The organism is uncultured Maribacter sp. (assembly GCF_963977385.1).
Classification (GTDB): Bacteria; Bacteroidota; Bacteroidia; order Flavobacteriales; family Flavobacteriaceae; genus Maribacter.
This window is the reverse complement of sequence record NZ_CAXBOU010000028.1, coordinates 14757-28791: the sequence shown is the minus strand read 5'-3', so window position 1 is coordinate 28791 and position 14035 is coordinate 14757. Positions and strand designations below refer to the sequence as shown.

Genomic DNA, 14035 nt, shown 5'->3' with positions numbered 1-14035 from the left:
TACTCGTTAGTTTACATGTGTTAGGTTTAAGTGTAAAATCTTGTCGATTAACGACATCATATGTAAAATCAGCTGAACGATAAAAGAGGTCGTTTAGCGATATATTCGGTAGAAATATTTAGAAGGAGATAGTTTTTAGTGCAAATGGTTTTCTATTCTCTCCTTTCTATTTTGCACCTCCAACTTAATAATCAATACTTTGCACTAATTACTAATATCAATTTGCTTCCATTTTTAAGCGTACCTTTGCCCCTTATTAAAATTTTATGACATTTAAAGAACTCGGCATAGCCGAACCAATCCTAAAAGCCTTAGAAGCTGAAGGTTATACTCACCCTACTCCAATTCAAGAACAATCTATTCCTATACTTCTAAATGGCAAAGACCTTTTAGGTGTAGCTCAAACAGGTACTGGAAAAACAGCTGCCTTTGGTATTCCGATTCTTCATCATTTATATGAAGGTATTAGCCTAAGTCAATCTAAACGAAAAGTAAAAGCATTGGTGGTTACACCTACTCGTGAACTTGCCATTCAAATTGGCGAAAGTTTTACCGCTTATGGTAAACACACTGGTTTGAGAAATACTGTTATTTTCGGTGGTGTTAAACAAGGTAAACAAGTAAGCGCCTTAAGAGGCGGTGTAGATATCCTTATTGCAACTCCTGGGCGTTTATTAGATTTAATGAACCAAGGTTTTATATCCTTTAGAGATTTAGAGTATGTTGTTTTAGATGAAGCCGACCAAATGTTGGACATGGGTTTCATACATGACATTAAAAAAATCATTGCCAAACTACCTGCAAAAAGACAGTCACTCTTCTTTTCGGCTACCATGCCAAAAGATATCGTAGAGCTTTCTCGTAAAATGTTGGGCGATTTTGAACGCGTAACGATTAAACCAGAACAGGCTACGGCAGAGAAAGTTGAACAAGGTGTTTACTTTGTAAGTAAAGGAAACAAACCTAAGTTGCTGGTGCATTTATTAGAACAACAACCACAATCTTCTGTATTGGTATTTTCACGTACAAAACATGGCGCCAATAAGATCGTTAAGAAATTAGAGCAAGCTGACATTCGTTCTGCAGCTATTCACGGTAATAAATCACAAACTGCACGACAAAAAGCATTGGGTGATTTTAAAGATGGTAAATTAAAAGTATTGGTCGCTACTGATATCGCCGCTAGAGGTATTGATGTTGAAGAATTAGCATTGGTGGTGAATTATGACCTACCTAATGTTTCTGAAACTTACGTGCACCGTATTGGTAGAACAGGTCGTGCCAGTGCTAGTGGTACCGCACTTTCTTTCTGTGATAGAGAAGAAAAACCATACCTACGCGATATTGAAAAACTGATTAAACAAGAAGTACCTCGTTTAGGAGCGCATCCTTTTATGGACGATACTCCTGAAGAAAAAGATGACAGACCAGCAAGAACCCCCAGAGGTCCTGGTAAATCTGGTAATAAAAATAGACCTGGCGGCAACAACTTCCGTGGCAAAAATAATAGGAACACAAGTAGACCTAAAAAGAGAAATGACACTACTAGTAGAGACTAGCTTAAGTTATAGATTTTACAAATAAATAAACCCCCCATGACTATAATCATGGGGGGTTTTAGTTGTATAATTATAAATGGATTTTTTAAATTTTCTTTATTAACGTGCCATTTTAATCAATTGGGCCATATAAACATATTTCATATCTCTTGCAGCTACGCCTTCTTGCATTAACTTAGTTTTTGCAGGAGTTGCTCCTTCATTGAAATTGATATTCTGATTTAAAGCCTGTTTATAATCTTTAAACATACTTACCGTCATATGCGAAGCGTAGGTGTCGCTTCCAATAGGGTTTATAAATCTAATCAACCCCCAACTTAACTTCTCTTCTGAATCGACTGCTTTTTGATGTAAAGGCTGAAAAACCTTTTCCTCAGCATTTTCATAGGTATTATAATGTTCAAGGGCTACTTTCATCATATCTATTTGGGCAACTGTGCCTAACACCATTTCATTTGGAGATGAACCCGTTGTTGTTGCAATTTCATGAGCAAAGATTCGTACGGCCAAATCCCTAGTTTTTGCCGAACCGTTAATTTTAGCGGTAATATCTTCTTCAGTCATATTAGGGTAGGCTGCCTTAGCCCTTTCCCATAAGTTTTCCCAACTACTACCATCCATCATTTTTACGGGGTCGTTATACAATGACACGGTTAGGTATTGAAAATCCTGCATTTCTCCTCCAGGTTGCAATGACCATAAATCCCAACCGATAATATCTCCTGATTTTACCCGTTGTTGTTGAATTTTTTCCCAGAATGTTTCAGTCTCATCGTAGGCCGTCATTTGTTCGTTATCGACCTTCATAAATTCAAAAACAAGATATAATTCTTCTTGTGCGTTGGTCGTAAGACCAAATAGTGTTAATGCGATAATTAGTACGACTTTTTTCATGTTCTTATAATTTAGTGGTTAAATTAAATATGATTCACATGAACCATCTGTAATACTACCCGATTATTTCGAACAAGAGATTGTGATAAGGACCAACCTATATTATAAGTGTCCTAAGTTATATTTTAAATTATCGAGAAGATTTTTAGGAGAACGCAACGAGTTAAACAGTACGTATTCGACTCAATAATAATTCTTTATGTGATTTTCCTATGGGAATCACTTTTCTTCCGATTTCCAAATGTCCATCGGCTAGAACGTCCAATTTTGAGATATTAATAATAAAGGAGCGGTGTACTCGAATGAAACTGGATTTTGGCAGCCTCTCTTCCATTACTTTTAGCGTACATGATAGCATATGCTTAATTTTAGAGGTAATTAAAACACAATAATTACGATCGGCCTCTATGTAGAGTATATCTTCTAAAAGTAATTTTTCCATCCTACCGTTATGGCGGACAAAAATTCGATCTTCGAGAACTTCTATGTCCTGCGTAGTTTGACTCGATTCTTCATCTTCTTTAATTTGTTCAACAACCAAGGCGATGGTACGCTGTAAACTTAGTTTGTTAAAGGGTTTTGTAATAAATGCCTTCGGTTGGGTTTCCTTAGCCTTCTCAAAAGTGGCATCGTCACTATTGGCTGTAAGATATATTATGGGAATATCCTTAAATTTTTGAATGGCTCTGGCGGTATCTATACCGTTGAGTGCACCTTTTAGGTTGATATCCAATAGCAGTATATGTGGAGAATGCTCTTTAACATGTATAATAGCCTCTTCTCCCCTAGGTAAAATGCCGGCAACCTCATAACCGAGACTGGTCAACTGAATAGACAGGTTAGCAGCAATGATCATATCATCCTCAACTATCAATATACATACTTTCTCATTTTTCATTAGGCAGCCTTTGTATTTTGAAATTCTATGCATACGGATGTACCTTGATCGGTAACCAAAATCATTTTTCCATCCAATTGTTTTACCAATAAATCTACCAAATGTGTTCCAAAACCAGTCTCTCTGACGAGATTTTCCGATTGCATACCAATGCCATTGTCATTAACCTCCAATACTAATAGGTTACCATTCAGTTTTAAGGCCAAATGTATAACGCCATTCCTTTCCTCTGGAAAAGCATATTTTAAAGAATTTGTAATCAACTCATTGACAATAAGACCTATGGGTATTGCCATATCGACATCAAGTTCAAGTTCTTTCATTTCTAAATCAATGGTGACCTTATTATTTTTACCATACGAATGAACGATATAGTCGGTTAGATTATTAAAGTAATCCTTCATTTCTACCGTGGCTAGTTTTTCGCCCAAATATAATTTTTGATGAATCATGCCCATACTATGAACACGATGCTGACTTTGCTCCATAACATCCAAAATATCAGGATCCACAATTAGTGATGCCTGAAGGGATAGTAAGCTCGAAACAATCTCCAGATTATTCTTTACGCGATGGTGTATTTCCTTCAATAAGAATTCCTTTTCAGAATTTTTCTTTTGTAAAAGCTTGTTCTTTTTTACATTATTAGAAATAGCCTTATATGCCAATAGTAGCAACAATAATAATAAGACCGTTATAATAATGATAAGTTGTTGCCTTGTTTGTTGTTTTTTTATTTGGATTTCTTGAAGTTCAATAGTCCCCTCTTTTTTAGCCAAATCAAATTCTGTTCTCAATTGAGAAATTCGATGATCGGCTTCAGCAGTAAATACCTCGTTTTTTAGAGAATCATACTTAGAAAATGCACTATAAGCATTTTCATAATCGGTATTACGGGCATATGCATTTGCTAATTCTTTGTAAGCGTCGCTTAAATAATAGGCATCACCAAAATCGTCAGTCGCAATGGTTATCGATTTTTTGAGTCCCTCAATAGCTTTGCTATAGTTTTCCCTCTTATTTTGCATTTTTCCAATTGCTAGCCAAGAACGCATTACCATAAAATTGTTTTCCAGAAGTTCGGCATATTTAACAGCGTTACGACCGGCTTCACTAGCATTCTCAAATTCACCTAAATAGGAATAGAGATCCACTAATGAAATATAAACATCGCTTAGGTTATTATAAAACCCATAGCGCTCACCAATGATATTGGAATGTTCATAATATCTACGTGCCTCTTTATAGTTTTTTAAAGCCAAATAATTATTGCCGGTGATATATAAAGTAAAGCCATAATCCAAATCGGTAATGCCCCAAGTTTCAAATAATTTTAAGGAACGAAGACCATATTCCACACCGGATTCAAATTTTCCCTGCTTCCAAAAAAGGTTACTTAAATCGCTAAAAGCCATAGCTTTTGCCTTGATATCGTTTAGTTTTTCACCTAAATCTAGTGATATTATGGCATAATCTGCCGCTTTGTCCAATTGACCTCTACGCTCATATACATAGCCCAACTGCGTGTTTAAAAAAGCTAAATCAGATTGCATAACCTTAGCTTTGGCCAATTCTAGAACTATTTGTGCACTGTCTAGTTTTTCCATTCGTAAAAGAATGGCCCCTTGGGTGATTTGAAACCTACCATGCCATAAGGTATCACCATTTACCGTTGTAAGTTTCAAACCCTTATTAGTGAAGGTCATTGCCGTATTTAAGTTTCTGGTATGCCAATAATAAGCCAAATCATTAAGCATGGAGAATTTAACCGAATCAGTTTTTATTTTAGGGTAACCCTGTTCTAAAGTGTCTAAATAAGAAGCCCCGAAATTATCGGTTTCTACAAATACCTTTTTATAAGGATGATCGCTTTCTAAGTCAACTATTTGACCAAAACTGAAACCGAGTCCCAAAAAAGACAAAAGGACAGCGTATCCGATTTTTTGATAAATGATACTCATTTGGCAAGTTGATTCTCACTGAGGGAAAATGATGTTCCAATAAATGTACAACATTCTAGGCAGTAACCTCCCGATCATTAAATTGGATAGTTCGGACAAAATAACCAACTACTCATCCTTTATCTCCCTTTTATTCAATGGTTTATCCTTTCTTTTAGGATAATGAGATATTTGGTAAAAAGTTCATCATGAAAAAACTTAATTTCATCTTTTTTTCAATTATAATGATTTTGGTTTTTGCGTGTAAGGACACCAACTCCATTGAAAAAAAGGAGACTTCGAGGGCTGAAAATACGATCGCTACAACGCTGAAAAACACTACAAAAACCTATTTAAACGCTTGGAGTGAAAATGACACCACCGTACATCGATTGGTTACTACAAAAAATCTGGTACGAAACGTAAATGGTAAAATTGTTTCCATCAATCAAAAAGAACTTTTTAAGACAATGAATTTTTGGCATCGGGCCATGCCTGATTTGAAAATTGATGAAAAAGAAATTAGTGTAATCGGAACTAGGGCTTACGTTAATTGGATAGGTAGAGGCTCTAATACTGGAATGTTAGGTAATACTCCCCCAACGGGGAAAAAAGGCTATATCGAAGGTATGAGCATTCTTACATTTGATGATGCGGGCTACATAGTACACGAGGCTACTTTTTTTAATCTTTTGGGGCTAATGGAAGAATGGGGCTACACAATGTCACCCCCTATTATGGAATAAAAAAAGTACCTATTCGAGAACATTGAAAAATAGTGGGTATTTACCTTCTATTTAATTCTAGAATGGATTAATTTGTCTTCATGAAAAAGCAACTTTTGATTTATGGTAGTGGAAGACATACCGTTCCCTTTTTAAAATATATGGCAGACGCTACCGGTAAGGAAAAACCTAACCTTTGCTTTATACCAACTGCTAGCGGAGAAGACCAAGATTATATAGATTCGTTTTACGATGTATGTGCACAAATTAATGTGGTACCACATGTTCTAAGTGTTTGGATAAACTCTTATGATCAAAAAGAATCATTTGAAGAAATAATTTCTAGAATGGATGCTATTGTTGTAGGCGGTGGAAACACGTTGAATATGTTGGCGATTTGGGAAGCCCAAGGTATTGATGCGGCACTAAAAAACGCATACGAGAAAGGTGTTATAATGGGCGGCGGCAGCGCGGGTTCTTTATGTTGGTTCAATGGTGGCACGACAGATTCTAGACCTAAGGAATTAAGTATTGTTGAAGGCATGCGATTCATTGATAAAAGCCACTGTCCGCATTACAATTCCGAAAAATCTAGAAGACCCCTGTACCATAACAATATTATCTCTGGTCAGCTTACAGATGGTTATGCTTGTGATGATCGCTCTGCCATCCATTTCATTGATGAGGAAGTTTATACCTCAATTTCTTTAGATGATGAGAATCATTCTTATTATGTACACTTGAATAAGGAAAATATTATCGAAGAAGAACGACTACCTAGCACTATTGTATCATAAAACTTTATTTCCCTAACTAGATAAAAAAATAATATTAGAATTATTTGATTGATATTAAGCACTATCAGCATTTATAAATTCATTTATAAATGCTAAATACATTTTCATTTTAAATACTGACCTTTCAGTTATAAAATAAATTGGTATAGAATACTTTTTGGTAGTTATTTAAAATAGGATTGAAAAATAGTTAACACTTGTTCTAATCCTTCTATATACTTCCGTTAATCACCCTTTTAATTTTAATCAATTTCCTCCTATTGTAAAGCCTTGATAAAAAAATAAGGGTATTCGGACAGTTTAAAATCCTGTCCGTCCAAAACCAATTGTATTTAAAACGGAATATTAATTTCTTTAAAATAATTCCTCCACTTAGAATTTCAAAAAGTTGTATTAATCAGTAAATCGAGAAATTATGAAAAGATTAAAAATCACATTTCTTTTTGTCACCCTAATGTTTGGAGTAACATTAAGTAAAGCTCAAGAACATACGGTGTCCTTAGATTTTGACAACGGGCAAACTGCAACGGAAACCCTTAAAAAGTACGTAACAGCACTACAAAATGCCGATGTCGAAGGCGTAGCGGCTTTAATGACCAAAGATGCAATGGTCTATGGTCTTGGTGGCGGCTTAGACTCTTTGAATACAACACAACATAAAGCATATTGGGTCAATAGCCTTGCCAACTACAAACATAATATTTCAAATGACCTGTATTTACCTGTAAAGGTTGAAAATAATTGGAATGAAGGAGAATGGTTACTAACATGGGGCGTAAACACCCTTGAAAATAATAAAACCGGAATAATAACCCCTGTACCTTACCATATAGCAGCAGTCGTCGTCGACGATAAAATAGCGGCCATGCATTACTATTTAGACTACATCAGCTTATTGACAAAACAAGGATATACGGTAATAGCACCCTCTGAATAGTTTATAGTACTCAACCTAGTACATATTAATTTCCCACTAACTGCAGTAGACCTAAAGAATGTTGGTCTTCTGACTGTATTAAAAAATAACAGGCAGACAAATTTCGGAAGAACCTTTTTTGTCAACATATGTTTCAATTTATGTTTTTTGAATATTAGCCACTTATCAATTGACAAATTGAGTCTGTCTGTTTTTTAACTCATTGAGAGAATAAAATAACTAAACCAAAAATTATAATTTAAAGGGAACACCATGAAAAAAATAATTATAGTACTCGCTTTGATGATATCATTCATCACAATTGCTCAAAAGAAAAATGGAACGGTTTACATTGAACATCCAACAATTGATGTTGTAGCATCTTTCACAACGGCACTTGTAACTGGAGATACCACCAAACTAGCCAGTTTATTAACTGAAGATTTTAAAGCCTTTAATGGGGTTTCTACAAATCCCGATGCCAAAGGCACCGAAAAGACAAGGTTCATTAAAAATTCATACCGTTGGTTTGATGAACTAGATTACTTCTCCATAACTGATTATCCTGGGGCGTACCCAGATGCAATTGAATACAAAGAAGACAATAAAGACGATGAAATTTGGGTGCAAACTTGGGAATTGCTAAAAGGGGTTCATAAAACTACTGGCGTAAAATTTTCATCTCCGGTACATCGCCTTATTGTAGTTACCAAAGACAATAAAATAAAGACGGTTATCAATTATTACAACGAAGGTATTTTTGATGAAATGGCACAAAGTTTTTCAGACCGTACTAACGGTAAAATTTACAATCATCATGATAATATTAATACAGTACGTAAAGCTGTCTATTCATTTGAAAATGCAGATTTAGATAAGGCAATTGCTTATTACAGTGAAGATGCACGGTTTTATAATATTAACGATGATTTTAATGTGACGAGTTCTAGAGATGAAATAAAAAAAATAAGACAAGAATTTTTAGATAATTTTCAAATTAAAAGTATAGAAATGGTCGGCTACCCAGATTATCTAGAATACGAAATGGGTAATGGCAGATCTGTATTGTCTTGGTGGAACTTTCATTTAATCAGGAAAGCTGATAAAAAGGAAATAGTGCTTCCCATGCATATCAATGATGATTTTGATGAAGATGGAAAAATAACATCAGAGATGATTTATTTCAACCGGACTTTATTGGAAAAATGATTTATAATGTTTAGAAGAATATCCAAATTCTTATAAACATTTTTAAAAGAGCTATCAAGTCTATAGAATTTAACCTGCTTATTTCTTTACCAAAAAACATAAAACTAATTAGAGCTAAAATGGAAGATGAAACAATAAGTAAAAATGTAACCGTGGTAGACAAACTATACAATGGTTTCGCAACAGGTGATATTCCTACCGTTCTGGGATTAATGGATGAGAAAATTATTTGGAACGAAGCAGAAGGTAATGCATTGGCAGATGGCAACCCATATATAGGGCCAGAAGCTGTATTGAATGGCGTATTTGCCAGACTTGGGGAGGAACATGAATACTTTAACCTTAAAGACATCAACCTGCATAATATGTATAACGACAAAGTGCTCGCAACCCTAAGGTACGATGCGAAAAGGAAAAGTAATGGTGCTTTATATGACGCTCAAGTCGCTCATTTTTGGACATTAAAAAATGGAAAAGTGGTCGCATTTCAGCAATATGCCGATACCAAGCAATTAGCGGATGCGGCAAATAAATAATCGACAACTACCTAAAACAAACCAAAATGGTCTCGGGCAGCCTGTTTCGACCTAATAACACCGTATAAAATTCCAATCATAAAATCCTGACATTCAATTAATTTCAAAGACGCCATCCAAACCATGAACACAAGAAAACGCGCAGTAGCTTTTGAAAAGAGTGGTTATTATTTTATAGGTCTTTTTCTACTTGCCATGGCCGGCTTTTGGCCTTCCTATTTTACCAAGTTTTTTGATGGCACCGCCGATTTTACGTTCTATTTTCATTTCCATGCTTTCTTTGCGGTACTCTGGATCTTTATGTTGATAGCCCAACCTATTCTGATTTTTCAAAAGAAATTTGAACTTCATAAAAAAATTGGAAAACTATCGTACATCCTTGTTCCGCTTATTTTTATTTCCATTATCCTACTGGCCCATAGCACACTACGAGGTCCTCAAGAAAACTTGGGTCTAGAACTATGGGTTCCTGCAAAAGACATTTTGATTTTTTCAGTCGGATATGGTATTGCTATAAAATACAGACATGCCATGACCATTCATGCACGGGGAATGATAGTTGCGGGAATCGTATTAATAGAACCGGCATTGGTTCGTTTAATCCTCTATACATTTTTTCCGAATGAAGGTTTTGCTCTAAGCGGATATATTATCACATTAGTCATTCTTTATGGATTGCTATTAGCTTTGATTGTCGCAGAGCGAAAGCAAAAAACAGGTCGGTGGGTGTTCCCGCTTGCCCTTGCACTGTATGTTTTTGTACACTCCATACTCGTATTTCAAATTCGAATACCACCATGGCAGGCGTTCGCCGAATGGTTTGCGGCATTACCATTAATTTGATGAAAGGAACATTTATAATTCAATTTTAAAAACTAACATCATGGAAAGAAGAACATTTACAAAATTGGCAGGACTAAGCGCCGTTGCGATTTCCACCACAGGTTTTATCAAATTCAATGGCGAATCGTACATAGGCGACTGCGAGACGACAACGGACATTCTCGGACCGTTTTATAGGCCAGACAGCCCTATGCGAAATAATTTGGTTGTCAAAGGAATACCAGGAAAGCTAGTCCAACTATCCGGCATTGTGCGTCATAAAGACTGTACAACACCCTATAAAAATGCAAAAATAGAGCTTTGGCATTGTTCAGCAGATGAAGTCTATGACAATGATACCGATGAATATAGATATAGAGGCACAACACTTTGCGATGAAAATGGCAAATATAATTTTCAAACCCAAATGCCCGTACCTTATGATGCGGGAGGCGGATTTATTAGACCAGCACATTTTCACATGATGGTCTCTGCTCCAGGTTATCAAAGTTTGGTAACCCAAATCTATTTTACCGGTGACCCATATCTTAAAAAAGACGCATCTTCAGCATCTGCAGAAGCTAAAAACAGAATCCTCGAAGTGTATAAAGAAGATGGTATGCTCAAAGTTTCTTTTGATTGCAACATGAACGAACGTTTAAAGGTTTCGTATGGCTCACTTTCCCAAATTACCGGGAAATATAAAAACGATGAAACCGGTAAGATCCGTGAACTTTTTGAAAAAGATGGTCTACTCTGGTTACAGAATGAAGTTTTCGGGGAGAGTTTTGACTACGTTGGGGAAAACAGGTTTGAATACCCCGGTATGACCGAGGGAACATATGTTACACTACAATTTGATATTAAGCAGAACGATGCCGCAAAATGCATAATAACCACTGCTTGGGAAGTAGGAAAGGAAACTGTGGAGTCATTTACAAAAGTCTAAAATTTTATCTTAACGTATGCCAAGGAATTGGGGAAAGCTGAAAACAACTTAAAACAAACCAAAATGGAAAAAACATCATTATTTAGAAATGGAATTATCGCAATTCTAATATCAATTATTACGGCAGGCTGCAACCAACCAGTAAAAGAAAAAGTAACAGATAAAGTTGTGGAAGTAGTAGAAGTTAAATTAGAAGTACCAGAATATTTTCAACTGCGACCAGAGGTTGAAAAAATATTTGGCTATTCACATGCGGTCAAAATCGGAAATGATATAAAAATATCAGGTGCCGTTAGTATGGATGCCGATGGCAACCCTACTGCCGTCGGTGACTTTGAACAGCAAATGATAAATTGCTACGCAGATTTAGATAAAATTTTAAAACATTATGGTTGCACTTTTGATGATGTTATTGTAGAAAATATATTCACTACCAATATGCCCATGTTTTTAGAGGCAGCCGCTTATAGAAATGAGATTTATACAAAACAATTTCCAACAGGGTCTTGGCTTGGAGTAAAAGAATTGGCATTCCCAGAATTTCTAATAGAAATAGAATTGGAAGTCTATAAAGAAGAGTAAAAAAAACATATAGTATAATAGCTTATACATGAATTTTTCAATACCGATTACATGATTTTAAAAGATAACTGCATTCAATAACTAATAAATTATATATCATGGAAGCACTAGCAAAAACACAAGTTGACCCCTCAAAAATTATGCAAATAGGCACGGGATTTATGGCTACTAAGACCTTGCTCACAGCTGTAAACATGGAACTTTTCACCATCCTTTCGAGTAGAGAATTATCTGGTGCTGAAATTCAGTCAAGACTTGGCCTGCATCCTCGAAGTCTTTATGATTTTTTAGATGCATTAGTTGCGTTAGGTTTTTTAAAAAGAACTGGGTTAAAGGAAACAGCAAGTTATAGAAATGCAGAGGATGCCGATATGTTTCTTGATAAGAACAAGCAAAGTTATATAGGCGGTATTTTAGAAATGTGCAATAACAGATTATATCCTTTTTGGAACGATTTAGAAGAAGGGTTAAAAACAGGATTACCTCAAAATGAAACTAAAAATGGTGGCAAACCAGTTTTTGAAGAAGTATATGCGAACCCCAAAAAGCTAAGGGAATTTGTAAGTGCGATGGGTGGTGTTCAAATGGGGAATTTTATGGCATTTGCCAAACAATTTGATTTTTTAAGCTATAAAACCTTATGTGACGTAGGTGGTGCAGGAGGTTTTCTTTCTGCACATGTCTCCTTAAATAACCCACATATGCAATGTAGTTCTTTTGATTTGCCCCCAGTTGAACCAATTGCAAAAGAAAATATTAAAAACCTGGGACTTGAAAATAAAGTGAAAGTGCTGTCAGGAGATTTTTTTAAAGTTGATTTCCCAAAAGCAGATGTTATTACCATGGGCAACATTCTTCATGATTGGGGCACTGAAGATAAAAAAATGTTAATCAAAAAGGCATATGATGCATTGCCTAAAAAAGGAGCACTAATTATCATTGAAAATATAATAGATGATAATCGAAGTGAAAATGCCTTTGGATTGTTGATGTCTTTAAATATGCTTATCGAAACATTTGAAGGTTACGATTTTTCGGCTGCAGATTTTAGCATATTGGCCAAAGAAGCCGGTTTTCAAGAAGTCTCTATTATCACTCTTACGGGGCCAACAAGTGCTGTAATTGCATATAAATGATTTAAAAAGAAATCAACTTTATTTTAGTATTTGTTTGAATTAGCTATGTATCAAACCGGCCAACACTTTCAAGACCCGAATGTACATTTTGGGTCTTCTTTAAATAGAAATCAATGATTTAAACTAAAATAGCATATCGTGAAAATCTTTAAAACAGGATGCTGAGTATACAGACTTAATAAGAAATTAAACTTATGATAATTGATAATTTCAACTTTGTAACAATAGTATTTTTTGTTCTTTCGACCTCCAAAGTTGTTGAAACTAAAGCAAACATTTTGGTTGATACAATTGGCTTTTCTTTTCTTTATTTAAATCTATGTCATAGAGGATACATGAAATAAAAAAACATGAAATATTGGCGCGCTCGAGAGCAAATAATAATTAAAATAAAAAAATCAAAACAATGAGTAACCCAAGTAAAAATTGGTCAAAACATGAACTGAAGGTATATCTGTTATTATTATGTGCACAGGCAGATGCTGAACAGACCCCAGAAGAGATCAATTTAATAAAGCAAAAAACAGATAACGCCACGTTTGCATCCCTCTATAAAGAATTTAAAAAGGATGATGAAGATACTAGCTTTAAAAAAGTAGAAGCTTCAATCAGTGTGCTCGAATTTAGTCAGATGGAATTATCAGATCTAAAGAAGGAATTCTATGAACTCTTCCGTTCAGATAAAAAAGTCACAGCTGCAGAACAGTATTTGAATAAAATACTTGACAATATCTTGTACTAAATAATTAGGAATATTTATACAATCCAAATAATTTTAAAAGGACAGCAATGTACACCTTCAAAGCTATAGTATTCAATTGAACCCTAATCTGCAGTATTTTTCGTCAATATTTCAAATAACCCAAACTAAATGTTAAAATCTCTTCTCCTTAAAGTAAAACTTAAAGCTAATTTTCTTAATTTAAACAGCTACAAAGTCCCCCCTTTTTATTTAGAAAGTCAAATTATGACTGGTCATCAAATTGATCAATCATAATATATATTGATTTTTTGTTTTTTTTAAATTTTTGGAAATGCCTTAGATAACTAAATATTTTTTTAGTTGGCATTT

At 34.9% G+C, this 14035-nt stretch carries 14 protein-coding genes; 11 read left to right on the top strand and 3 right to left on the bottom strand.

Translation table 11 applies throughout. The features are described 5' to 3' along the window. The first annotated feature begins 266 nt into the window (after positions 1–266). Positions 267–1559 (top strand): DEAD/DEAH box helicase, encoded by a 1293-nt coding sequence (locus AAC084_RS20385; protein ID WP_339842139.1) that lies wholly within the window; start codon positions 267–269, stop codon positions 1557–1559. Between the two features lie 99 nt (positions 1560–1658). Here AAC084_RS20385 and AAC084_RS20380 read toward each other — a convergent pair whose 3' ends face one another. The 3 genes from AAC084_RS20380 to AAC084_RS20370 form a co-directional block, all read right to left on the bottom strand. Further along, positions 1659–2453 (bottom strand): hypothetical protein, encoded by a 795-nt coding sequence (locus AAC084_RS20380; RefSeq protein WP_339842138.1) that lies wholly within the window; start codon positions 2451–2453, stop codon positions 1659–1661. A gap of 163 nt (positions 2454–2616) precedes the next feature. Further along, a complete protein-coding gene (locus AAC084_RS20375; RefSeq protein ID WP_339842137.1) occupies positions 2617–3384 on the bottom strand; it encodes a response regulator in 768 nt (255 codons plus the stop codon). Then, positions 3351–5312, bottom strand: a complete 1962-nt coding sequence (locus AAC084_RS20370; RefSeq protein WP_339842136.1) for a histidine kinase dimerization/phosphoacceptor domain -containing protein — start codon at positions 5310–5312, stop codon at positions 3351–3353. The genes AAC084_RS20375 and AAC084_RS20370 overlap by 34 nt, the downstream gene beginning before the upstream one ends. Positions 5313–5500: 188 nt before the next feature. On the opposite strand from AAC084_RS20370, the gene AAC084_RS20365 reads away from it, so the two are divergent. The 10 genes from AAC084_RS20365 to AAC084_RS20320 all read left to right on the top strand — a co-directional run bounded on the left by AAC084_RS20365 (position 5501) and on the right by AAC084_RS20320 (position 13705). Further along, on the top strand, positions 5501–6037 hold the full coding sequence (locus tag AAC084_RS20365) for an ester cyclase (protein WP_339842135.1): 537 nt from the start codon (positions 5501–5503) through the stop codon (positions 6035–6037). Positions 6038–6117: 80 nt separating this feature from the next. Continuing rightward, entirely contained in the window at positions 6118–6813 is a 696-nt protein-coding gene (locus AAC084_RS20360) for a peptidase E (protein WP_339842134.1), read from the top strand. Between the two features lie 415 nt (positions 6814–7228). Next, complete coding sequence (locus AAC084_RS20355; RefSeq protein ID WP_339842133.1) at positions 7229–7750, top strand: nuclear transport factor 2 family protein; 522 nt, start codon at positions 7229–7231, stop codon at positions 7748–7750. 252 nt (positions 7751–8002) lie between these two features. Beyond that, positions 8003–8938 carry a nuclear transport factor 2 family protein gene (locus AAC084_RS20350; protein WP_339842132.1) on the top strand — a complete coding sequence of 312 codons (936 nt, stop codon included), beginning with the start codon at positions 8003–8005 and terminating at the stop codon, positions 8936–8938. Between the two features lie 119 nt (positions 8939–9057). Further along, a complete protein-coding gene (locus AAC084_RS20345; RefSeq protein WP_339842131.1) occupies positions 9058–9474 on the top strand; it encodes a nuclear transport factor 2 family protein in 417 nt (138 codons plus the stop codon). A gap of 123 nt (positions 9475–9597) precedes the next feature. Then, the gene (locus AAC084_RS20340) at positions 9598–10317 is read left to right on the top strand and encodes a hypothetical protein (RefSeq protein ID WP_339842130.1); all 720 of its coding nucleotides are present in this window, start codon (positions 9598–9600) and stop codon (positions 10315–10317) included. Between the two features lie 40 nt (positions 10318–10357). Next, positions 10358–11245, top strand: a complete 888-nt coding sequence (locus AAC084_RS20335) for a hypothetical protein (RefSeq protein ID WP_339842129.1) — start codon at positions 10358–10360, stop codon at positions 11243–11245. Between the two features lie 63 nt (positions 11246–11308). Then, on the top strand, positions 11309–11827 hold the full coding sequence (locus tag AAC084_RS20330) for a RidA family protein (protein ID WP_339842128.1): 519 nt from the start codon (positions 11309–11311) through the stop codon (positions 11825–11827). Positions 11828–11925: 98 nt separating this feature from the next. Continuing rightward, positions 11926–12963 carry a methyltransferase gene (locus tag AAC084_RS20325; RefSeq protein ID WP_339842127.1) on the top strand — a complete coding sequence of 346 codons (1038 nt, stop codon included), beginning with the start codon at positions 11926–11928 and terminating at the stop codon, positions 12961–12963. A gap of 406 nt (positions 12964–13369) precedes the next feature. Next, entirely contained in the window at positions 13370–13705 is a 336-nt protein-coding gene (locus AAC084_RS20320) for a hypothetical protein (protein WP_339842126.1), read from the top strand. The last annotated feature ends 330 nt before the right edge of the window (positions 13706–14035 follow it).

Coding starts and splice junctions, on each gene's coding strand:
- AAC084_RS20360 (WP_339842134.1), top strand. CDS start 6,118: ATGAAAAAGCAACTTTTGATTTATGGTAGTGGAAGACATACCGTTCCC.
- AAC084_RS20375 (WP_339842137.1), bottom strand. CDS start 3,384: ATGCATAGAATTTCAAAATACAAAGGCTGCCTAATGAAAAATGAGAAA.
- AAC084_RS20325 (WP_339842127.1), top strand. CDS start 11,926: ATGGAAGCACTAGCAAAAACACAAGTTGACCCCTCAAAAATTATGCAA.
- AAC084_RS20345 (WP_339842131.1), top strand. CDS start 9,058: ATGGAAGATGAAACAATAAGTAAAAATGTAACCGTGGTAGACAAACTA.
- AAC084_RS20370 (WP_339842136.1), bottom strand. CDS start 5,312: ATGAGTATCATTTATCAAAAAATCGGATACGCTGTCCTTTTGTCTTTT.
- AAC084_RS20340 (WP_339842130.1), top strand. CDS start 9,598: ATGAACACAAGAAAACGCGCAGTAGCTTTTGAAAAGAGTGGTTATTAT.
- AAC084_RS20350 (WP_339842132.1), top strand. CDS start 8,003: ATGAAAAAAATAATTATAGTACTCGCTTTGATGATATCATTCATCACA.
- AAC084_RS20365 (WP_339842135.1), top strand. CDS start 5,501: ATGAAAAAACTTAATTTCATCTTTTTTTCAATTATAATGATTTTGGTT.
- AAC084_RS20380 (WP_339842138.1), bottom strand. CDS start 2,453: ATGAAAAAAGTCGTACTAATTATCGCATTAACACTATTTGGTCTTACG.
- AAC084_RS20320 (WP_339842126.1), top strand. CDS start 13,370: ATGAGTAACCCAAGTAAAAATTGGTCAAAACATGAACTGAAGGTATAT.
- AAC084_RS20385 (WP_339842139.1), top strand. CDS start 267: ATGACATTTAAAGAACTCGGCATAGCCGAACCAATCCTAAAAGCCTTA.
- AAC084_RS20330 (WP_339842128.1), top strand. CDS start 11,309: ATGGAAAAAACATCATTATTTAGAAATGGAATTATCGCAATTCTAATA.
- AAC084_RS20355 (WP_339842133.1), top strand. CDS start 7,229: ATGAAAAGATTAAAAATCACATTTCTTTTTGTCACCCTAATGTTTGGA.
- AAC084_RS20335 (WP_339842129.1), top strand. CDS start 10,358: ATGGAAAGAAGAACATTTACAAAATTGGCAGGACTAAGCGCCGTTGCG.